We start from the raw sequence: 21,449 nt of genomic DNA, 5'->3' as shown, positions 1-21,449 counted from the left end.
GCATCGTCATGCCGGCACGAACTTGCTTATGAGATTCCCTTCTTCGTCGAGCTTTATGAAGAGTCTACCGCCCAAATCGAATTCTCGGACTACTACCTTGCCGTCGGTCCTGGCATTGGTCGTCTCGTAAATGACCTCGACCCAGTCTTCCTTCAGCTGCTGAAAAAACGCTGCCCGGGTTTCCATGTAGCCGCGGAAGAGTAGCTTTCGGTCAGTTTCGGCTCGTCGAGCCAAGTCTGGGTTGGCCTCCAAAACTCCTTGTCTCCACTCCCAGAGATTCTTATACTCCTTGGGAATGCGAGGAGAGGTATCGTGGTTGAGCTCGCGGGCGACAAGTCTATCCTTGATCTTGGGAGCCAGTTCCTCATTTGAGGGAACGGTCATGGTTGGGTGTTCTGTGTCTGCTATTGCCGTCTGGAGGCGGGGGTCTTGGTTTTTGCCGGTTAGCAGATCTGCTGCATAGGGCCAACTTCCTTGTTCCGCTTTCTCGCCGTTGGCGATCGTGCGGCTTCCAAAGCTGGGCTTGTTCCCTCCTTTGTTTTCGCCGACCACCAATCTGAAAAATCGCCTCGGCTTTCTTTCGGAACCCAGGAGCTCTTCGATATCCAGGCGATCCAGTTTTCCGCTGCCGATGATATCTAGGTGCCTAGGGGATAGGTAGAAATCCTGCTTCCCAAGGAGGGGGAGGCGCTCTATCACTTTACCTTCTGCGGAAGGAAGTGGCTCGGTGGGCCATATCTCTGGGTAGCGATCCTTGAGGTAGTTTGGACTGTTGTCCATGGAAATATTGTCGCCAGCCTGATCTCCGATCCATTCAGCAATCTGCGTTATGGCGGATGCGTTCTCGTAGTCGAGGTCCGCCAGCAGTTGTTTCTCGTTGATTTTCTGGGCATCCTCCAATTTCTTGAGGGCGTCCTCTACCTTGGTTGCGGCGGTTGAAAACTGCTGCTTCGCGTCCGCGAGATTGGTGTTTGATTTAAGATCGGAAAGGGTTTCCTGCAGTGCATCCTTGATGCGTTGCAGGTTGATCTTTCCTTCCTTGTCTTTTATGTTGCTCAGATCGATAGACAAGGTTTTCTCATTGCTGATTTCGATTTCTAGTCGTTTTCTTTCTTCGGTGAAGCTCACCCCACGAGTTCCTTGGAGGTCTTCGCACCAAGTTTCATAGATACTTTCGGCTTTTCTTCTCAGTATCCCTCTGTACAGAGCGGCGTTGCTGTGCGATCGCCATTCAAATAATGGATATTCCCACTCGTACTGGTGTGCCGGGGATTTGTATCCCAAGCGTCTGTGATCTACTGGCCTAGGGCCGCTGTGGTAGGGATCATCCTCGCTCTTGGCATACCCTCTGGCATGATTCTCCGGATTGTTGGAGTAATATTGAAGTTTGTGGTCAGCCCCCTTGTCGCGATATGTGCCTTCTGGGTCGCTGGCGTAGTGCAGTCTGTCATCTCCGCGATCGGCTTCGCGCGGGTTGCCATTCTCGTCATAGAGCGGTTTCCCATTCTCGTCGAAGGTGGGCTTACCATCCGGTTGGTGTACCTTGGACTTCGCGGAACCGCGCTCTGGCGAAACTTCTTCCGGACTCTGGTTGTTTTCTTGGCTGTGGGGGTCTTCGATGTGCTCATCAGTGCGACGAGGATCGTTGTCTGTTTCGCGTGCAAACTCGGTACCCGCTCTCTCGTTCGTTTGAGAGTGGCTGGTGCTTACATCGTGTGATTCGACTAGCTGCGCATCGTCATCCGGGCCGTGTGTCGATTCGGCTTTCTTGGATTGTTTTGCAACTTCTCCGGTTTCCTCGGAGAGGTGATTCCCTGATGTTTTCCCACCACGTTCATGGTCGTTCGGGATGTTCTCTTCCAGAGCATGCCTTGGGGAGAAAGCGTCTCTGGAACCAGGCGTGTGGGATGACGAGAGCGGCTGCGAGGGATCACCGTTTTCAGGGCCATGACCGACATATCCGCCCTCAGGGGTATCACCATGCGATGCTGGGTTGTCGCCATGGTGTCCCGTGGGGAATCCTGTGCCGCCATCGCGGGGTGTGCTACCGCCACCGTGTCGCATGTGGGGCAGGTCGTCGCCCACACCTGCGCGGGCCTGGTGGGCCTCCGGAGTGGTGGGGGTGCCGTTCCCCGTCTCGTTCGGGGTCAATGGTGGTTCCGCGTCCAGCAGACTCCGGTCCCTCATCTCGAACGGCGCGGGCCCGTGGGACTGGGCAGGGGCGCCGACCAGGGCCGGTTCACGGAGCAGGGCGGGTTCGCGGGTTTCACCGAGGTTCGGTGCCGGTGCCTCCGACTGCCGCATCTCGTACGGGGAGGGAGTCAGCGGCCCGGTTTTGGCCGCCAGCACGGTTTCCTCCGCCGGGAGCAGGGGTTTCCCTTTCGGGATGAGATGGGGAATCTCGGCCCCCCGGAGGGTGTTGGAGCCGAGGTCGACGAGTTTCGTTCCACCCTTGACGAGCCACCCCCCGCCCGGAATCGCGAAATCCGCGCACTTCGTGGCGAACCCAACGCCCTTCGCGGCAATGCCACCCGTTTTCGCGCCCAATGCGGCGGTTTTTGCCACGGCACCACCGGTTCCCGGGCCGGGAATGAAGAATGTGCCGACGTTCAACGCGCTCTCGGTGAACGCTGCGACCCCATCCTCCTTCCACTTGTGCCAACCGTCCTTGCCGTTCTTGTGAGCGGCGTAGTCGTAACCGACCATGCCGGTCAGTCCCGATTTGGCGACGTCATGGCGCCGATCGATCCAGGAGTTCACCTTTTCGTTGCCGAAGAGCTTGGCCGCATGGCTGACCGGGGAGCACAGAACCGCTGTGGAGAAGAGGAAATCACCCGTTCCTACCCACGAGTTCTTCAGCGTGTTCGCGCTCCATCCGTTCGGGCCGAAGCCGGCCAGGCCGGTGGCGCCGTCCCACGTGTTCTTCAGGAATCCCCCGGCGCCGTGCAGCACCGACTCGCCACAGTTGCGGTTCTTGCTCACCGGGGCGCCCCAGGGCATCATCTCTCCGGACTGCATGAGCGCATCAGCGGAGACGCCTTCCACCGTGGCGACACACACCCCGTCCAACAGGCCGTTGATTGCGTTGGCGCACGTCGCGGATGCCGTGGTCAGGCGTTCCACGATCTTGGCGTAGCGACCCAGCAGCTCGGTGTTGCGATCCACCGCGGGCTGGTGCTCCTTCCAGGGCTTGCCGTCGTACCCGGCCAGTGCTTCCTGCCGGAAAGCGGTTGCCTCCTTCTCCAACGCGGCCAGTTCTGCCTTGACCGGGCCCACCTCGTCAGCGAAGGTGTCGAGGGCCTTGGATGCGCTCTCAAATTTCTCCTTGATCGTCTCCGAGGCCGCGGCTGCTGGTTTCATGAGTGCGTGGACCTGCTCACCCTCCGGGGCCTGGTACACCCCGGGCATGCCGTTCCAGTACCCAACGACATTGTCCATGTGGGAGTCGATGGACTGTCCCATCGACTTTAGTTTTCCTGAACCGGCCTTGATGCTCTCGACATCGATGTTGTCACTCCTGCACGGGAAGGCCTCCGGCATCACCAGACCGTCACCCGACTGTGGCTGCTCTGCCATCACATACCCTCACCCTTGTAGCCGTGTTGCTGGAAATAAGAGAAATCGCCGCTCGCGGCCGAGGTGGCCATCTGGCGCTGGAACTCTCCTGCCATCTCCTGTTGTCCGTTGTTGTATGCGGCGACAGCATTGGAGACGCCGCTGATTCCGGCGGCAATTCTGTTGGTAACCGCCTGCAGATTTGCTTTCTGATTCTGCATCAATGCCTGCAACGCTTTCGGAACCTCGGCGACCAGTGCGCCCGCCCCGCTGATTCCGGTGAATATTGCCTGGAATTCACCATCTGTCAGCACGTTCGCGAGCGCTTCCTGCTCACTTGCTACATTGTTCAGAATTCCTGCCACGCCGGCAGGATCAATTTTCCAACTCGTCATGGTGTCAGGCCCTTTCGCTTGTCGGGCGGACGAAGTCTGTGATGATCACGATGGAGGCCGGTTCCCGTGCGTCACCCGGGTATGGCGGAGCGAGCTGTAGACAGCGCCCTGGCCGCGACATCGTCGTTCTCTGCCAAGGACTGGCGAATTGCGCCGATCACTTCACGCACCTGACGGCCCGCGGCGTTCCACTGATGCTCAAGATGTGCGTACTCGTCCGAGACGCCGTCCGCCTGGTAGTCGCTCATCGCCTGTTTCACGTCGGCATCCCTGCGGTCGAGAGCCGCCTCCAATTCAGAGGCGACAACCTCAAAATTTCCCTGTGCGGCCTGGGAAGCAGCAACGCTGTAGTCATTACGATCCATTTGGTTGGTGGACACTAAATCCTCCTGAGGGCTTCAAAAATACACATCAGACATGGAGCAGGGTGAGCTGTGCGAATCGGTCATTGCGGGCCGATGCGAGCTAAGAAGGCCTGGCTGGTGAAATCAGCCGCTCCCTCGGCTGACTCGTGTACCGAGGCGCCATCTTCGGCCGCAGTCTGGAAGGCCCTGTTCTGCCCGGCAATGGACCCCACAATTCCCGCCAGAGCGCTGTTCAAGGAACCGGAGATGTCGTCAATACTGCTCTTGAACCTGTCGAATGCCGACCGGGCCGGACCGTTCATCTGACCCGACAACGGCTCGGCGGCCTCGAACAAACGTCGTACCAGAACCCCGAGATCCTCCGACTCGGTGTGCGACCGCTGCCCCAGTACGACCAGCGTGTCGCTTTCCATTGCAAACTTCATGAGTGTTCAACCCTTCAATTGTTCTCGGCCGCGTTCCTGGGCCGCTGAGGCAAGCGCTGCGACTCTAGTTGGATACAGTGTTGTATGCAAGTGTGTGGATTGACTTTGGTTAATCCCCCATCCGGGGGCTGTGGCGTGCGGCTGCCCCATGGTTCGCCCGCTACGCACGCCTTGGGGGGTGGTTCGGCGGTCTCTTCCCGGCTGCTGTCGTGTCCTGATGCAGAGTGGTGTGGCTCCGCGACCCGTCCCCAAGGGTCTGGTGGGCTGAGGTGAGAGCCGTGAGTGGCGGTGTCAATGTTTTCCTCCAAGGAGTTTCTCGGAGGGGCTGCCTCGAGGATCGGGAATGGGTGAGAAATATCCTCAACGATACCGATCGTTAATTCTTGCAAGTAAAGATGAAAGGGAACGCGAAACAGGGCTAACATGACGTCGCTTTGAGGGCTAATTTCTCGTTTCTCGAAGCCGTTGATCGAAGCGTGAAGGGGGAATCCGTGAGGAGAACAACGACATCGCGAAGGGGGTGGCGATCAGTTGCTCTGCTCATGTCGGCATTGATGGGCGTAGCGGGAGCATGGATCAGCCCGCCGCCCTCTCATGGCCTGGTGGCAGATTCCGGTGGGATGAAAGCGCCCGGTGTTGTGAGACAGGAAGACACCAGAACCACGCCGGTTGTGAATGAAACCATCACCAACAAAGGTGTCCTGACCGGAGCCCCGGCCGATGGTGTCAAATGGACCATCACCGTTCCGGGTGGAGTCATGACGGGCAGGGACACACTCACGATCAAGGACAAGTACAGGCTGACCGGTTCCACCTTCGCCGTGAAGGAGAACGGCGTCACCCTCTATCGGGTCCGCAACACCGAGCAGTGCCGGCGGGACACGACTGCCCCTGACTGCAGCCAGACCCTCTATCCCGAAGCGGGTGGGGCCAGTGGCAAGGCTACCGTGAAGATCGATGACGATGCGGACACCGTCGACGTGACCTACGCCAACGGAGCCAATTTCACCGATGAGTACGTCTACGTCCTGGAGATCGATCTCAAGGTCAAGGAAAAGATTCTGACAGGATCGTTCTTCAACAACGACGCCCATGTCAACGGCAGATATACGAACGGGAGTATCGTTAATAGATCCTCCAAGAGAGATATTTCGAAGGTGAATCGAATTACGGTTCGCAAGTTTTTCACGGACCAACAAATCACGTCGGGCGCCGGGCGGCAGTCCCGGCCCGAGGCGCAGGACCCTCCGAAGATGAACGTGAGTGATGACCGGGTTCCGAATGACGCGGTTTTCACCGTTCGGTATCGCTACACCTACGAGGGTGAGGAACGCAGCGGAATTATCACGCTCACGGGCCAGGGGCGGATCGCGGGACTGCACAACGTTCCCGACGGGACTGTTGTCACGCTCACTGAGGACCAACCCGATGTGCCCGGGGCCAGTTTTGGTGATCCGACGTTCACTGGGCCTGATCTCACCAGCGGCGTTCCGGATGCCAGGAGTGCTCAGCTCAAGGTTGGTGATTCTTTCGGCCTCTTCGTCACGATGACGAATCCGATCGCCACGAAACTCGCCACCGTTGACGTGAGCCCGGGAGTGTGCTCTGCGGACGTCACGCAGCCATCCGATCCCACCGTGACGATCGGTGTGAGCAAGGGCATCGCCTATTCCCAGCCGCAGTTCACCAGGGCTGGGGATCAGGTGACGGTCAAGGTGACTGCTACGCCGACGGTTAGGAAGAAGGTTGATGAGAAGAACCTGCCTGAGGGGTGGGTTGCGAATGGTGATGGTTCTTTCACGTTCACCAAGGTTGTTGCTCAGCCGACGTGTACTCGGGATGTGGTGCCGGTGGTTCCGGTTGTAAAGGCGGGGGTGTGTCCGGTTGATTCGACTACCCCTAGTCAGCCGAGTGTTTCGGGTGTTGAGGATACCGAGCAGGTTGATTATGGGGAGCCTGTTATCACTAGTGTTGGTGATCGGGTGAGTGTGACTGTTACTGCGACGGCGAAGTCTGGGTATCGGATTGATACTGCGAATTTGCCTGAGGGTTGGGCTGTTGTTGGTGGGGTTGTGACCTATACGACGACGGTGACGCAGCCGAAGTGTGTGGTTCCGGTTGCTCCGAAGATTGATGTGGGTACGTGTCCTGCGGATTCGTTGACTCCGACACCTCCGACCGCGTCGTTTGATCCGGTTGAGGGTGTGGAGTTCTCCGAGCCGAAGATTGAGGTCAAGGACGGGAAGGTGACTGTTACGGCGACTGCTACTGCGAAGGCTGGGTTCCAGTTTGGTGGTGTGTTGCCTGAGGGTTGGACCCGGGTGAGTGAAACTAGTGCGACGTTCACTACTACTAAGGATCAGCCGGTGTGTAGCGCCCCAACACCAACACCGACCCCGACCCCAACGCCGAGTCCGACGCCGACCCCGACGGTCACTCCGACCCCGACGGTCACCCCGAGCCCGACGCCGACGGTCACCCCGAGCCCGACGCCGACGGTCACCCCGACCCCGACCCCGGTCAGGCCGCTTACGCCGCCGGTGAAACCGGGTCTGCCCAAGACCGGCGCCTGAGACCCGAACGGTGTGATGAATACTGGGCCCCGATTCCACGGAATCGGGGCCCAGTCTTCATGTGCAGCGACACCGCGCGTAATGCAGAACCAGCCCTGGTGTCACCCGGACGCTCGGAGCTATGAACTATCCGGGGATCCACAATTCTGGCCTGCAATTCCCGAAATGAAGCTGACGAAAGATAGCGCTACTTTCTCCGGACTGGTCATTGGGCATCCGTGCCTTTGCTGGTTGTCACGATTTTTGAAAATCAAGTCGCATGTGAGGTGGCTGAGGCCATACAATGCCGTGACGAAGGAGGGGGAATGAAAACATTCAGGGCCCGTGGAGGGCGGAGACCATTGACGGTTTTCCTGGCATTCCTGATCGGTTTGGCTGGGATCGTGATCACGAGCCCCGCGGCAAAGGCCGCCGAGGTCGCGGCCATTGATCCAACGAGTATCAAAATCACGAAAACGGATGCCGAAGAGGCCGCGGTATACATGTGGAGCAGCGTTCGGATGGATGCGAACTGGAGCATCCCGGACGGCACCGGGCACGCTGATGACACGTTCAAGATCGCGCTGCCGAAGGAACTCGGGGGAGTCGAGGGCACCTTCGAACTCAAGGGTCGCGACGGCGACCAGCTCACCTACGGGAGCTGTGAGATCACCAAGACCGAGGTGCTCTGCACTTTCAACCAGAACGTCGAGAACAAGAACAACGTCGGCGGCTCGCTCTGGGTGAAAACCCAGGTCGTCGCTCTGACGGATGCCTCCACGCTCAGCTTCGAGGTGAGCACTGGAAAAAAGGTGGATGTGCCGCTTCCCGGCGGACAACAGGGCATTGGCTACAAACCCTACGTCCCGACCGAGATCGACAAATCCGGCTGGTTCCCCGGCGCCGACCAAAGCACCATCCACTGGCGCATCGTGATTCCCGGTGACAAAATCTCCGATCGCTCCAGCGTGACCATCCTCGACGACTACCAGCAGGCGGGATCGAACCTTACCGTGTCCGCGGGATACCCGAAGATCCTCTGGATCCCCAGCACCCCGAAATGCTGGAATGAACTGGAAAGCGCAGCATGCCGAAACGACCTGAGTGACTCCACCACGCCGTCGACCACCGTCACGGTTGACGACGACAAAGACCAGGTGAAGGTCGTTCTCGACAACAAGGGCCAGAACTTCCAGGCCGGCCGGATCTACGTGTTTGAGCTGGAGCTCACAACCGATGGCGAGATCCCCGTCGGTTCCCAGTACGTCAACCGGGGATCCGTGGACGGTGAAATGCGCACCGCCCGCGCCGAGAAGACTTCCTCGGGTGGCGGCACCGGGTCCGGCGATGCGGTCGGACACATCGGGGTAAAGAAGGTGGTTACCGGCGGGCAGGTCGATCCTGCGACCACCTACCCAGTGACCTGGTCCTACCAGTACAAGGGAGTCACGCGCCGCGGAGAGCTTTCTGTGAAGGGCGATGGGACGCTGACGACCTTGAACAACGTTCCTCATGGGACTGTTGTGACGTTCACGGAGAAGGTTCCGGCTGTGGCTGGGGTGGAGTTCGGCGACCCGGTGTTCTCTGGGAATGGTGTGACTGATGGAGCTCCGGATGCGAACAGTGCCCAGGTGACGGTTGAGGGTTTGAAAACTCTCGAGGTGATCTTGACGAATCCGGTGAGTCAGCCGGGTGTGGTCGTGGGTTCTGTGAAGGTGACGCCGGGTGTGTGTGCTCCGGGTGCTTCGGAGCCGTCGGATCCTACGGTTGAGGTTGGTCCTACGGAGGGCATCACTTACTCCCAGCCGCAGTTCACCAGGGCTGGGGATCAGGTGACGGTCAAGGTGACTGCTACGCCGGTGGTTGGGAAGAAGGTTGATGAGAAGAACCTGCCTGAGGGGTGGGTTGCGAATGGTGATGGTTCTTTCACGTTCACCAAGGTTGTTGTTCAGCCGACGTGTACTCGGGATGTGGTGCCGGTGGTTCCGGTTGTGAAGGCGGGGGTGTGTCCGGTTGATTCGACTACTCCTAGTCAGCCGAGTGTTTCGGGTGTTGAGGATACCGAGCAGGTTGATTATGGGGAGCCTGTTATCACTAGTGTTGGTGATCGGGTGAGTGTGACTGTGACTGCGACGGCGAAGTCTGGGTATCGGATTGATACTGCGAATCTTCCTGAGGGCTGGAGTGTGGTCAATGGTGTGGTGACCTATACGACGACGGTGACGCAGCCGAAGTGTGTGATTCCGGTTGTTCCGAGGGTTGATGTGGGTACCTGTCCTGCGGATTCGTTGACTCCTTCTGCTCCGTCTGCGGTGTTTGATCCGGTTGAGGGTGTGGAGTTTTCTGTGCCGAAGGTGGAGGTCGCTGCTGGGAAGGTGACTGTTACGGCGTCGGCTACTGCGAAGGCTGGGTTCCAGTTTGGTGGTGTGTTGCCGGATGGTTGGACCCGGGTGAGTGAAACTAGTGCGACGTTCACTACTACTAAGGATCAGCCGGTGTGTGAGGCTACGAAGGTGGTTCCGGTTGCGCCTGTGGTGTCGGCGAGTGTGTGCACGGTTGGTTCTACTACGCCTAGTGAGCCTGAGGTGACGTTGCCGACTACGGAGGGCATCACGTATGCGCTTGCTAGTCACGAGATTGTGGGTGGGAAGTTCAAGTACACGGTGACTGCGACTCCTGTGAATGAGAAGTTCGTGATTGATACTGACAAGCTTGGTGAGGGTTGGGGTGCTCCTGTTGATGGGGTGTCCACCTACACCGGTGAGGTTGGTGTTCCTACGTGTGTGACTTTGGTTGCCCCGAAGATCGATGTGGGTACCTGCCCGGCTGGGGCCTCCACTCCGTCTGCTCCGACTGTGGTGTTTGATCCGGTTGAGGGTGTGGAGTTCTCCGAGCCGAAGATTGAGGTCAAGGACGGGAAGGTGACCGTCACGGCGACTGCTATTGCGAAGGCTGGGTTCCAGTTTGGTGGTGTGTTGCCGGAGGGCTGGACCCGGGTTGATGAGACTGCTGCGACGTTCACTACTACCAAGGATCAGCCGGTGTGTGAGGCCCCGACCCCAACACCGACTCCGACACCGAGTCCAACGCCGACTCCGACACCGAGTCCAACGCCGACTCCGACTCCGAGTCCGACGGTCACTCCGACCCCGACGGTTGTGGTTACCCCGGCCCCGGTCAGGCCACTTCCGCCGCCGGTGAAACCGGGTCTGCCGAAGACCGGCGCCTGAGCCCCGAATGGTGTGATGAATACTGGGCCCCGATTCCACAGAATCGGGGCCCAGTCCTTGTCCGCAGCACCGTAGACTCGCCCCATGGATGACACCCCAGCGCTCAGGAGGCTCCGGGAACTCGGGGTCGCGCACACCGTGGTCCGGCACGGACCCGTCAGGTCGGTCGCGGAGGCGGCGGCGGTGCGTGGTATCGAGGTGTGCGACCTGGTCAAGACCATCGTCGTGCGGCGCGGCGACGGCGACTACATCTTCGTCCTGGTGCCGGGGGACCGCGAGTTCTCCTGGCCGAAGCTGCGGGCCCTGCTCGGGGTCTCCCGCCTGTCGATGCCCGACGCCGACGAGGCGAAACGGGTCACCGGATATGAACGGGGCACCATCACACCCTTCGGTTCCACCCATCCCTGGCCGGTGTTCGCCGATTCCTCCATCGTCGGCCGGTCCATCTCCATGGGAGGCGGGGCCCACGGGGTGGGGGTGAAACTCCAGGCCGACGACGCGATCGCGGCCCTCGACGCCACGGTCGCCGACCTGACCGCTCCGTCTTCCCACGCCGGCTGAGCCGGCCAGATCCATCGAGGCTTAATTCATGGCCCTCCCCAAGTGTGCGCTGACCAGGAGTTTTCCGACCGGCACACCGTCTGTGAATAAGCCTCATCGTTATGTTACGTGGAAAACTTTTGGTCATATCGTGAAAGGTTTTGTGCCGTACACGGCACAAAACCTTTCCGAATGACATAACGATTCCGTGGGGTGATTCTTCAGCCAGCGGCGGGAGTGCTGGGTTGGGAAGTGTTGTCCCGCTTGAGGATGATGGCGCCTGCGATGAAGAGGATCGCGACAACGGGCCAGCCTCCCCATCCGGTGAATGCGGCGGCGACGGGGTCGTAGGGGTGGTTGACGTCGTTGAGAGGCGCGAAGATGAGCAGTGCTGGCGCTATGGTGTTGATGGCGGCGTGGGCGGATGCTGCTGCCCAGACGGAGCCGCCCCAGTTCATGAGGAGCTGGATGGGGATGATCAGGCCTGCGCAGGTGATGATGAACATGAGGACGCCGAGCTGGGGGTTGTCGGGGTAGTTGTGCCCGAGCAGGATGGCGGGGGCGTGCCACAGACCCCAGATGATGGCGGTCAGGGCGAGGGAGGCGGTGACGCCGAGGCGGTCGCGCAGGCGTGGGTAGAGCCAGGCATGCCAGCCGATCTCCTCACCCAGGGCTCCCACCATGCCGGCCAGGAACAGCATGGGGATGACTCCTGCCATTCGCGGCCAGAAGGCGTCCCACACCTGGGAAGTGGTGAGTCCGGTCTGCCCTGATGCTTCCAGGACCTTTTGGAATTCGGAGAGGTTCATCAGGTCGAAGTGGTAGGTGCCCAGCAGGGCCGAGGAACCGAGGGAGGCGAGGATCAGGATGAAGGCGATGGGGATGGAGAGCAGTGACCAGAGGAGGGCTTTCTTCCAGACTCCCTTCAGGCTGATCTTGAGGGTGGAGAACAGGGGCTTCTTCTCGATGAAGCGGACCACCGCTGCTGCTGCCACCGCCGGGGTCCACATGAAGGTGGTGGAGAAGATTGTGCCGATGAGTGTTGTGGGTCCGGCGTTGAGCAGGAGCCCCGGGATGTACATCATCCATCCCAGGCCGAAGGCCAGGGCTGTGTAGATGATGATCGGTTTCCACGACCGGTCGACGGTGTTCTCGGCCGGCGTGGAGACCGACCGGGCGGGTTGGGACATGGGGATTTTTGACATAGGGTTTCTCTTTCCTGTGAGAAGATTTCTGCTCGCGTCGTGGAAGGTTTTGTGCCGTGTGCGGTACAAAACCTTTCCGAATGACATGACGACAGGAGACCGGGGATGGTCAGGGCAGGGGCCCGGGATGTTCAGGACTCGACGGGGAGTGTGATGTGCGCGGACGTCGGACCGCCGATCGGGCTTTGGATCGCCAGGAGGCCGTCGAAGGCCGCCAGGCGTCGTTCGATTCCGCGCAGACCGGTGCCGGTCTGGGGATTGGCCCCGCCCCGGCCGTCGTCGGTGACGCTGATCCGCAGCTCGTCGTTCTCGATCCGCAGGTCGATGTCGACCCGGTTGGCGCCGGAGTGTTTCACCACGTTGCCCAGCAGTTCGGAGACCGCGAAGTAGGCAGCCGACTCCAGTGCCGGACCCACTCGCTCGGGAATCTCGATGTTCACCTCCGCAGATATCGCACAGTCCGCCGCCAGGGCCTTCACGGCGTCGCCCAGCCCGCGGTCGGCCAGCACCGGAGGATGGATTCCGCGCACCAGGTCACGCAGCTCGCCGAGTGCCGTGGCGGAGGCGTTCTTGGCCTCGGTCAGCAGCGCCTCGGCGGCCTCCGGGTTGCTGCGCATCATTGCTTGGGCGGTGTTGATGGTCATGCCCATCGCGACCAGACGGGCCTGGGTGCCGTCGTGGAGGTCGCGTTCGATGCGGCGCAGCTCGGCCGCGGAGGAGTCGCGGGTCTCCCGCCGGGTCTGTGACAGGGCAGCCATCCGGGTGCGCTTGGTCGGGCCCAGCGCCCACCGGACGAAACGGCTGTGCAGCTTCACCCACCAGGGTGCGAGAAGCAGCCCGGCGAGCAGCACCAGCAGGCCGGGAATGGGCATGAAGGGCGCGGTGGTCTCGTTCACGGGGACGAACAGGTAGAAACTGCCGTCGGACCAGTTCTTGGCGAACGGTTCCCAGATGATGGGCATCGCCAACCCCAACAGCCCGCCGATGACAGTGGCCATGCTGAAAAGCGCAAGCATGGGGGAAACGCACAGGTCCATGAACAGCCAGGCGACGTCGCGCCATGTTCCGGGGTCCTTCACAAGCCGCACGGCCTCGTCGAACCGGCCCCTGAAACCCGGCTCGGCCGGTAGTAGCGGCAGATACGGAGACTCGACCCGGATCCCCGACCACTGATGGGCCATGCGGCGTTTCCACTCGGCCAGCGATCGCAGTGCCTTCACTGCGACGGGCACCAGCAGGATCCCGATGCCGAGCGGGATCAGGGCGGCGGCCATCCAGATCGCGATGAACAGTGCAATCGATACCGGCCACAGGGCCAGCAGCAGAAGACACCGGCCGAGGGCTCGCACGCTCAACCCGATGCCCGATCCGCGGGAGGTCGGTGCGCTGAGGTGGGTGTTCATGTCATCTCCTTGACTCTCTGATACCCACAATCCTGCTGGCGCATGGCTCAGAAAACAGTGGTGAAAATACCACCTTTCAGAGCGGTCCGAGCCGCCCCCGCATCTCCAACGCTGGTTGAACCGGGCTGCGACGGAGGAGCTGCTCGTGTCGAAACCAAGTGGTGGTCAATCTGTACGCCCGGCTGCCCACGGCATGCTCCGGCGTGACCGGCCTCGGGGGAACACCCGGCCCTGCGTAACCTCATGCGGGATGGCAGACTCCTTTCCGGAGGTGATTGAGCGATGCGTGTGTTGATTGCCGAGGACCAGTTCCTGTTGCGCGATGGTCTCAGCCGGATGCTGCAGGCACTGGGCAATGAGGTCGTCGCGGTCGTGCAGACCGCTTCCGAGCTGCGCAGGGCGTTGCTGACCGAGGATGTGGACGTCGCCATCGTGGACGTCCGGCTGCCCCCGACGTTCACCGACGAAGGACTGCGAATCGCGATCGAGGCCCGCAGGAAACGCCCCGGGCTGCCGGTGCTGGTGCTCTCGCAGTACGTCGAAACCCTCTACGCCCGCGAACTCATGGAGGACAGGCGCGGCGGGGTGGGCTATCTCCTCAAGGACCGCGTACTCAACGGCGATCAGTTCCTCGACGCCGTGCAGCAGGTGGCGACCGGGGGTACCTGTCTCGACCCGGAGGTCGTCGCCCGGATCCTCGGACGCCGCACGGGACGTCCCCCGCTCGATCGGCTCACCCCGAGAGAGATCGAGACCCTGACCCACATGGCGCAGGGCAAGACGAACGCCGCGATCGCCAAGGCGATGTTTGTGACCGAGAAAGCCATCGCCAAGAACGTGAACAGCATTTTTGACAAGCTCCGGTTGACGCCCTCCGGCGACGATAACCGTCGCGTCATTGCCGTGCTGCAGTACCTGGAAGCAACTGACCCCGACACGTCCCCGCAGCCTCAGGCAACTGGCTGAGCGGGAGAACCCCGAATGCGCGGGAGACCGTGGTTCGAGCATCTTGTATGTTGTACCGGGGAATTCGGCAGGTAACGTAGCCTGCCGAAGATTTCCCTGCAAACGATGGGAGATGGTGTGGAGCCCAGATACCAACAGCCCGGACCGCCGATGAGCGGATTCGATCCGGCCTGGCGTCCTCAACCCGCAACGCTGCGGGCCATTCCCCCGCAGCAGCCCCAGCACGGCGCGTCCCCGTGGGGTCACCCCGGGAGGCCTTTCCCTCAAGGTGGGCCCGATGCCCCAAGGAGCAGGACCACTGATCAGCTGGCGGCCACCGGCCTCTCGTCAACCGTCGCGCGGACCGCAGGGCCTGTTCGTCCTGATGGGCCTGCTGGTGCCGGTCCTGCTGATCATCGGGGTGGCGGCGGTCGTGAACCGTTCACCACGTGACGTGACCGGTCCCGAGGTCACATGGCCGCCTGAAGTCCAGGTCACCCGGACAATTGAAGCTCGCGCCACCCAGACATCTGAAACTGGTCCCCCGACACCGGAGCCGACCATATCTTTTCCCCAGGTGGAGGTGCCGCCGCTTCCCAGCTGGCTTCCGCCACACGACTGGGAGGAACTGCCGACCACCGGCGACAAGGTCTCCGACAAACTGGTGGCCCACCCGAATCAACAAGACGAACTATCCCGTCGGGAACCGTCCTGCTCCACCGAAGGGGTTCAGGAATCGCGAACAGCACACCGCCTACTACAAGTCCGTGATCAACTGTCTTCAGGACGTGTGGTGTCCCTACCTGACCGCTCTCGACATCCAACAGAAGCCCGTCAGCCTGGTTGCCTACGACTTGGACGTCAATACCCCCTGTGGCTCCGAAAGACAGAGTAAGACGGCCTTCTACTGTCCCGCCAATGCCACCATCTACCTATCGCGGAACGTTTACGAGTTCGAAGCGGAAGACGGGTTTTACGCAGGCGACACCGTAGTTCACGAACACTTCCACCACATTCAGAATCAGCTCGGAATCACCAGATACGCCCGTACTTACCTTGACGCGGACGAGATGGAGGTCAGCCGTCGTATCGAACTCCAGGACATCTGCTCGACCTCGCGGCTCCAGCTGACCCTCAACATGGGCGTCGACGCCGACATCTACGCGACCTTCCTGAAGTACTCGTTGGGAGACGAGCAGCACGGCACCAAGGAGACGATCGACTATTGGATGAACCGGGGCTTCTACATGACGACGCTGCAGGGCTGCAATACGTGGGGAGTCCCTTCGAAGGATGTGGCCTGACCGGGGTTTGGCCACATCATTGCCGCCCCATGCGCCGAAAGGAAAGTAACGAAAGGCACTAGTGCATGCCGATGGGCTGGCCGATCGGTGCTTTCGCCGTGACGAGTGTCAATCTTGTGCACTGTCTGTTGTGTTGCTCCTCAGGAAGGGGGTGAGGGCATAGACTTCCGTGGCGTAAGGAGGGGAAATGTTGAAAACACCTAAAGTTCGCGGATTAGGAAGGCCGTTGGCTTTCTTCTTCGCGTCCCTGCTCGGGCTGTCCGGGGTTGTTGTCACGAGTTCCGAGGCTGGGGCGGCTGAAATCCCGGCGATCGATACTTCCAGCATCGAGATCACGAAACTGACCGATGAGGAGCCGGCGCTCTACAAGTGGAGTGTTGCCCGGGTCGCTGCGCAATGGCGCATCCCGGACGGTGCGGCGAAGGCCGGTGACACCTTCAAGCTCGTGCTGCCCAAGGAACTTGGGGCGTTCGAGGGTGTCTTCGACCTCAAGGATGAGGATGATGAATCGGTCACCTACGGGGGCTGCGAAGCCGCTCTCAGTGAGGTCGTCTGCACTCTCAACAAGAATGTTGAAAACAAACACGACGTTAACGGATCGTTCTGGGTGAAGACTCAGGTGAAGGAGACGACGAAGGCCAGCTCGCTTGAATTTGAAACTAGTAACGGGGTGAAGGTTCAGGTTCCGCTTCCTGAAGGACAGCAGGAGATCGGATACAGCCCCATCCTTCCGACCGAGACCAGCAAATCCGGGTGGTTCCCCGGGACTGATCGGACAGCCGTGTATTGGCGCGTCGTGATCCCCGGTTCCAAGATCTCCGGGAAATCCGAAGCGACCATCGTCGACGAGTACGGACAGGAAGGCGCCACTCTGACCATGTCGGAGGGGTACCCCAAGGTCTTCTGGGTCCCCGCGACGCCGGAGTGCTGGGGAGAGCTTAGCAGCGCGGCGTGCCGCCATGACCTGGATGCCTCCAGTGTGCCGTCGGCTGCGGTTGCCGTTGATGATGACAAGGATCAGGTGAAGGTCACCCTCGACAACAAGGGTCAGAACTTCCAAGCCGACCGGATCTACGTGCTCGATCTGGAACTGAAGACCGGCGGGGAGATCCCCGTCGGGGGCAAGTACATGAACCGGGCCACCGTGGACGGCGAGCTGCTCGTTGCCAACGCCGAGAAGAATCAGTCGGGCGCAGGCGTCGGGACCGGCGCGATCGTCGGACACCTCGAGCTGAAGAAAGTGGTCACCGGCGAAAAGGTCGATCCGGCGACCACCTACCCGGTGTCCTGGTCCTACCAGTACAAGGGTGACACCCGCAGTGGCGAATTGTCGCTGAAAGGTGACGGGACCATGGAACCCCTCAACAACGTCCCCGATGGGGTCGTTGTGACGCTCACGGAGAAGGTGCCCTCTGTGGCAGGGTTCAAATTCGGTGATCCTGCTTTCTCCGGAGACGGCGTGGCCGATAACGCCCCGGACGCGAACAGTGCCCAGGTGACGGTTGAGGGCTTGAAAACCCGCGAGGTGACCCTCACCAACTCGGCGGATGCCGTCGCGAGCGATAACCCGGCCCTGAGTCCGACTCCGACTCCGGCCCCAGAAACAGTCGCTGTGACCCTGGGGGCGGTCGAGGTGAAGCCCGGGACGTGCCCCGTGAGTGGTACCGAGCCGACAGAACCGACGGTCAAGATCACTCCCACCGCGGGGATCGTCTACTCCGAGCCGAGGGTCACCAAGAACGGAAACAGCGCGACGATCCAGGTCACCGCAACTGCTGAGGCGGGCAGAACCATTGATGGACAGAACCTGCCGGAAGGATGGGCTGCTGCGGAGAATGGTTCCTTCGTGTTCACTCGGACGGTTGCGATACCCGCGTGCGGGAAGGTCGTGAAACCCGGTCTGCCGAGAACCGGCATCTGAGGTACGCGTCAATCTCGCGAAATGGACAGGGCCCTTGACACGATCGTGTCGGGGTCCTGTCCTCCTTTTGGTCGGGGGGACTGTTGTGTCGCGATCCCGGAGAAGCCTGCTGACTAGGGGGTTTGTCGTCGAGGCGGCTGTGGCGACCGTAGAATCCAAACCGAGGCGGCATCGTCGCGGGGATGTCGGCTGTCGGTGAAGGGCGTAGCCATAGTAGCTTCATGCTTCCGACGAAAGACACGGCGCGCAGGCGCGGGACTAGCAGATTGGGCTGGTTCTCCGCAAGGGCTAGCCTAGTTACTGTTCGGGCATTGACTTTAGGTCAGGCGAAACTCTCTCGACAGGAAGGAAACCCATGAAGTCGCCCTACTGGGACGTCATCATCACGGGTAGAAGTGATGCGACTGTCAATGGGGTGCAGGTCGAGATGGTGGTGCCCAGCAACGTCTATTCGTCGGTCTTCCAGCACCTCGCTGCCGAGGCGCGCCAAGCCGGGCGTCCTGTTCTTGCCCGCGGTGTGGACGAGACCCGGGGCGGTCGGGTGTCGTGGTTCACGGTGGATGCCGATGGGCAGGCAGCCGCGGCGCAGCCGCCTGCGGCGATGGCCAACAACACCAGGCGCTCGGCCCCCAGCAGGGCGGCCCTGCCGAAGCCGCGACGTGCCCCCGCCCCGCAAACGGAAACCGAGAACGAGGCCTCCGAACCCTCGGTGGAGCCGTCGCCCGCCCGGGCTCTAGCCAAGCCGGAGTCACAGCCCTCCAGCCCCAGAATCTCGGTCTCTCCTGCGCGGGCGCGAATGCCCGAACCGCAGGAGAGCAGCATCTCCCCGGTGCCGCCGGATGCTCCCCCGCCCCCCGAACCTCCCCGGCAGGCGACCGCTTCCGGCCGCTCGGGACCTCCCCGACAGCTGGAGGGACCCAGGCCGCCGGTGCCGCCCAAGGCGTCGCCGCGCGCGATTCCGCCGACTCCACCGAGGCAGGCCCCGCAGCCCCAGGGGGCCCCGAGACCGAAACCTCAGGACAGGCCGCAGAAACCGAGTGGTCCCCCGCCGAATCAGGAAACCCCGAGGCCGAAACCACAGGAGATCTCCCCGTCCGGGGCTTCCCCGGACGTGCCGTTCCGGTCGATCTTCATGAACGTGCCGACATCGCAGGCCCTCGCCGTGCCGGATGCGGCGCCGTCGTCACTGCTCGTGCGTCCCCCTAAGGCCGTGCCGCAGGGAGGAATCCGCGGCGCGATGTACCGGCTGACGTCGGGGCGTGTGAACTTCGGTCCCAGCCAGACCCAGATCCGTCTTGCGGAACGGGACTCCCGCATCTCCCGGTCGCTGGAACGCCCCTACAGCACGGTGTTCCTCTCCTTCAAGGGGGGCATCGGCAAGACTTCGACGGCGGTCGGGGTGGGCCTGGCTCTCGCCCAGGCGCGGGGCGTGCCTCCCATCGCCATCGACGCCGACCCGGATTCGGGTGACCTGGCCGAACGACTGCTCGGTGAGGACGAGATGCTGCGGCTGCGGCCGCGCAGCATCACCGACCTGGTGGGCGACATTCCGCGGGTCAAGACGTGGACGGACCTGTCCGGTTACATCACGCAGGTCGACAGGCTGCACGTCGTCGCGGGCGAGCAGGACCCGGCGGTCTCGGACAGTCTCACCGCCGACGGTTACCGGCGCGTTCACGAGCTCGTGCAGAACTTCTTCTCCGTGATTCTCACTGACTGCGGCACCGGAGTGACCCACAACGCCATGAGTGGGATCCTCGCCAAGGCCGACAGTGTGGTGATCGCCACCGGCTACGCCTTCTCCGGTGTCAAACGGGCCGTCAGTACTGTCGACTGGCTCGCGAGCCACGGCTACGAGAAGCTGGCCCAGGAGGCGATCATCGTCCTCACCGACAAAGACAACGTGTCCATCCGGGTGCAGAAGGACATGGTGCGCACCCACCTGGCAAGCCACAGCCGGCAGGTGTTTGTGGTGCCGAACGACCAGACCGTCGCCGACGGCGACCGCATCAGCTTGGAGCGGGTCCACCCCCGCACCAGGGAGGCGTGGTCCGAGATCGCAGCGGCCCTGATCGACGGCTACCAGTAACCGCCGTGTGAGAAAACTCTCAACGAAGACCTTCTTGGGTGCCGTTCGGATCCGGGGAGGAGATCGAGCTGGACGAGTAGGGCTACTCTGCTGTCATCCAAACGGTTTGATTCCCGAGGGAGAACCATGCGTCGTGTCGCCCTGCCCTTACGCTGCAAACCCAGAGCCGGCGGATGACCATGGGAGATGGTAAAGAACTTGATGCGGCAGCTCTCCGCAAGATGTACAAGGGGTACCCGGAGACACTGAAGGCGCTGCGTGCGGCGCTGGACCGGGGGTGGCGGGTGTGCAAATTAGGCCATGGCGTCAAAATATTCTGCCCTCGCTCCACGCGGGATGGGTGTACGCGCTCGGTGGCCGGGACCCCGCGCAGCGATGGCAATGAGGCGAAACGTCTCCGTCGCTTTTTGGAGAGCTGTGTCCATGAGGTGGATTCCGGAACTGATTGATTGAGAGGTAGGGTTGACTGTTGTCAACCGCTGGGTGTGGAATTGACAGCCAAGGACAGGAGAAGCTGATGCAGCGTGACTATGTTGTGAAGTTTCTGGTTGAGGACGTACGTCAGGACGTTGAGGAAGCATTGCTGTCCGACGGGCGTTTCGCCGTCTCGCGACGGTGCGGTAAGACCGTGATCGAGGGCGAGGACTCCGCGGCCAATGCCGTCGAAGCGGCCAAGGCTATGGCCGAACACATGCGACTCAGCGGTGTGAGCGTACGCTCGGTCATGCCGGAGCTGGTCACTATGGCAGACATCCATCGCAGGGCGGGTGTGTCCAAGCAGGCCGTGTCGAAATGGGTGAACAACCGGGGGGACAACGAGTTTCCGGAGCCCCACTGCTTCACCGACAGCTCGCCGTTGTGGCAGTGGCAGCTCGTCAACGAATGGCTGCGGGCCAAGGGGCATCAACACGATGACTGGGACGTCCCGACGGAGGGGGAGGTGGCATGGATCAACGAATGGCTTGCCACATCCCTTGACCCGAGGCGCCCCGCGGATCATCGCCCGACCATCGTCCGGCAGGGAGAACCACTCATGGCCACCACGCGGCCGTACAGGTATGACAGTGTCCCGGTCTGAGAAGCAGGTGAAGTTCGTCCTGCATCTGTGCTCGTTCGCTCAGGAGGCAAACGGGCTGCTCACGATCGTGGGTGCTGGAACCAACACACACGTGCCCGGAGCGCCCCTGTATCTCGCGGGCTTCATCCATGGCACGCCTACCCAGTTCTGCGCTTCAGACCTGGTCGTCGAGGTGAGCGGTCCGAACTACCGAAACGAACTGTTGCGCGTTCTGCCACCGCCCATGGAGGCTTTCGAGGATGCGGGCGAGGACGAGGAGGTGCGCATCACCCTGGCATTTGACATGCGCCAATGGGACGTGACGGACCTTCAGGCGGGAGAATACGAGGTCCGCGTGAGCATTGGGGAAGAAGCGGAGGCGATGTGCCTGCTCTTCAAACACCCGCAGGGAATGGAAACGTAGTCCGTGGCCGGGCGGCTCGGGGATCGTGGTCCGGCGGAA

At 61.4% G+C, this 21,449-nt stretch carries 15 protein-coding genes; 9 read left to right on the top strand and 6 right to left on the bottom strand.

From position 1 onward, the window contains the following. Positions 1-6 precede the first annotated feature (6 nt). The 4 genes from V7R84_RS14530 to V7R84_RS14515 all read right to left on the bottom strand — a co-directional run bounded on the left by V7R84_RS14530 (position 7) and on the right by V7R84_RS14515 (position 4,740). Entirely contained in the window at positions 7-3,276 is a 3,270-nt protein-coding gene (locus V7R84_RS14530) for a hypothetical protein (protein WP_338570319.1), read from the bottom strand. A gap of 299 nt (positions 3,277-3,575) precedes the next feature. Continuing rightward, positions 3,576-3,950, bottom strand: coding sequence for a DUF6507 family protein (locus V7R84_RS14525; protein ID WP_338570317.1), 375 nt, complete (start codon positions 3,948-3,950; stop codon positions 3,576-3,578). A 71-nt stretch (positions 3,951-4,021) separates the two neighbouring features. Continuing rightward, positions 4,022-4,330 (bottom strand): pore-forming ESAT-6 family protein, encoded by a 309-nt coding sequence (locus V7R84_RS14520; RefSeq protein WP_338570314.1) that lies wholly within the window; start codon positions 4,328-4,330, stop codon positions 4,022-4,024. Between the two features lie 65 nt (positions 4,331-4,395). After that, positions 4,396-4,740, bottom strand: a complete 345-nt coding sequence (locus V7R84_RS14515; RefSeq protein ID WP_338570312.1) for a hypothetical protein — start codon at positions 4,738-4,740, stop codon at positions 4,396-4,398. A 671-nt stretch (positions 4,741-5,411) separates the two neighbouring features. Between V7R84_RS14515 and V7R84_RS14510 the strand changes: the two genes are divergently transcribed. The 3 genes from V7R84_RS14510 to V7R84_RS14500 all read left to right on the top strand — a co-directional run bounded on the left by V7R84_RS14510 (position 5,412) and on the right by V7R84_RS14500 (position 11,083). Then, positions 5,412-7,313: a hypothetical protein gene (locus V7R84_RS14510; RefSeq protein ID WP_338570309.1), complete on the top strand. Its 1,902-nt coding sequence runs from the start codon at positions 5,412-5,414 to the stop codon at positions 7,311-7,313. Positions 7,314-7,618: 305 nt separating this feature from the next. Beyond that, positions 7,619-10,522, top strand: a complete 2,904-nt coding sequence (locus V7R84_RS14505; protein WP_338570306.1) for an Ig-like domain-containing protein — start codon at positions 7,619-7,621, stop codon at positions 10,520-10,522. 84 nt (positions 10,523-10,606) lie between these two features. Continuing rightward, entirely contained in the window at positions 10,607-11,083 is a 477-nt protein-coding gene (locus tag V7R84_RS14500; protein WP_338570304.1) for a YbaK/EbsC family protein, read from the top strand. A gap of 200 nt (positions 11,084-11,283) precedes the next feature. On the opposite strand, the gene V7R84_RS14495 is transcribed toward V7R84_RS14500, so the two are convergent. Together V7R84_RS14495 and V7R84_RS14490 are read right to left on the bottom strand one after the other, a co-directional pair. Next, a complete protein-coding gene (locus V7R84_RS14495) occupies positions 11,284-12,267 on the bottom strand; it encodes a CPBP family intramembrane glutamic endopeptidase (RefSeq protein WP_338570302.1) in 984 nt (327 codons plus the stop codon). 131 nt (positions 12,268-12,398) lie between these two features. Then, positions 12,399-13,670 carry a sensor histidine kinase gene (locus V7R84_RS14490; RefSeq protein WP_338570300.1) on the bottom strand — a complete coding sequence of 424 codons (1,272 nt, stop codon included), beginning with the start codon at positions 13,668-13,670 and terminating at the stop codon, positions 12,399-12,401. A gap of 282 nt (positions 13,671-13,952) precedes the next feature. Between V7R84_RS14490 and V7R84_RS14485 the strand changes: the two genes are divergently transcribed. From V7R84_RS14485 to V7R84_RS14460, 6 genes are all read left to right on the top strand, one after another. Further along, positions 13,953-14,636, top strand: coding sequence for a response regulator transcription factor (locus V7R84_RS14485; protein ID WP_338570297.1), 684 nt, complete (start codon positions 13,953-13,955; stop codon positions 14,634-14,636). Between the two features lie 485 nt (positions 14,637-15,121). Next, positions 15,122-15,919: a neutral zinc metallopeptidase gene (locus tag V7R84_RS14480; RefSeq protein WP_338570295.1), complete on the top strand. Its 798-nt coding sequence runs from the start codon at positions 15,122-15,124 to the stop codon at positions 15,917-15,919. 226 nt (positions 15,920-16,145) lie between these two features. Beyond that, positions 16,146-17,840 (top strand): Ig-like domain-containing protein, encoded by a 1,695-nt coding sequence (locus V7R84_RS14475; RefSeq protein WP_338570292.1) that lies wholly within the window; start codon positions 16,146-16,148, stop codon positions 17,838-17,840. A gap of 355 nt (positions 17,841-18,195) precedes the next feature. Next, positions 18,196-19,929 carry a hypothetical protein gene (locus V7R84_RS14470; RefSeq protein ID WP_338570289.1) on the top strand — a complete coding sequence of 578 codons (1,734 nt, stop codon included), beginning with the start codon at positions 18,196-18,198 and terminating at the stop codon, positions 19,927-19,929. A gap of 517 nt (positions 19,930-20,446) precedes the next feature. After that, positions 20,447-21,007 carry a hypothetical protein gene (locus V7R84_RS14465; RefSeq protein ID WP_338570287.1) on the top strand — a complete coding sequence of 187 codons (561 nt, stop codon included), beginning with the start codon at positions 20,447-20,449 and terminating at the stop codon, positions 21,005-21,007. 7 nt (positions 21,008-21,014) lie between these two features. Further along, the gene (locus V7R84_RS14460; protein WP_338570285.1) at positions 21,015-21,410 is read left to right on the top strand and encodes a hypothetical protein; all 396 of its coding nucleotides are present in this window, start codon (positions 21,015-21,017) and stop codon (positions 21,408-21,410) included. Positions 21,411-21,449 lie beyond the last annotated feature (39 nt).

Origin of the sequence: Arachnia propionica (genome assembly GCF_037055325.1) — a bacterium.
In the GTDB taxonomy this organism is placed as follows: Bacteria; Actinomycetota; Actinomycetes; order Propionibacteriales; family Propionibacteriaceae; genus Arachnia.
This window is presented reverse-complemented; position numbering and strand designations above follow the sequence as displayed.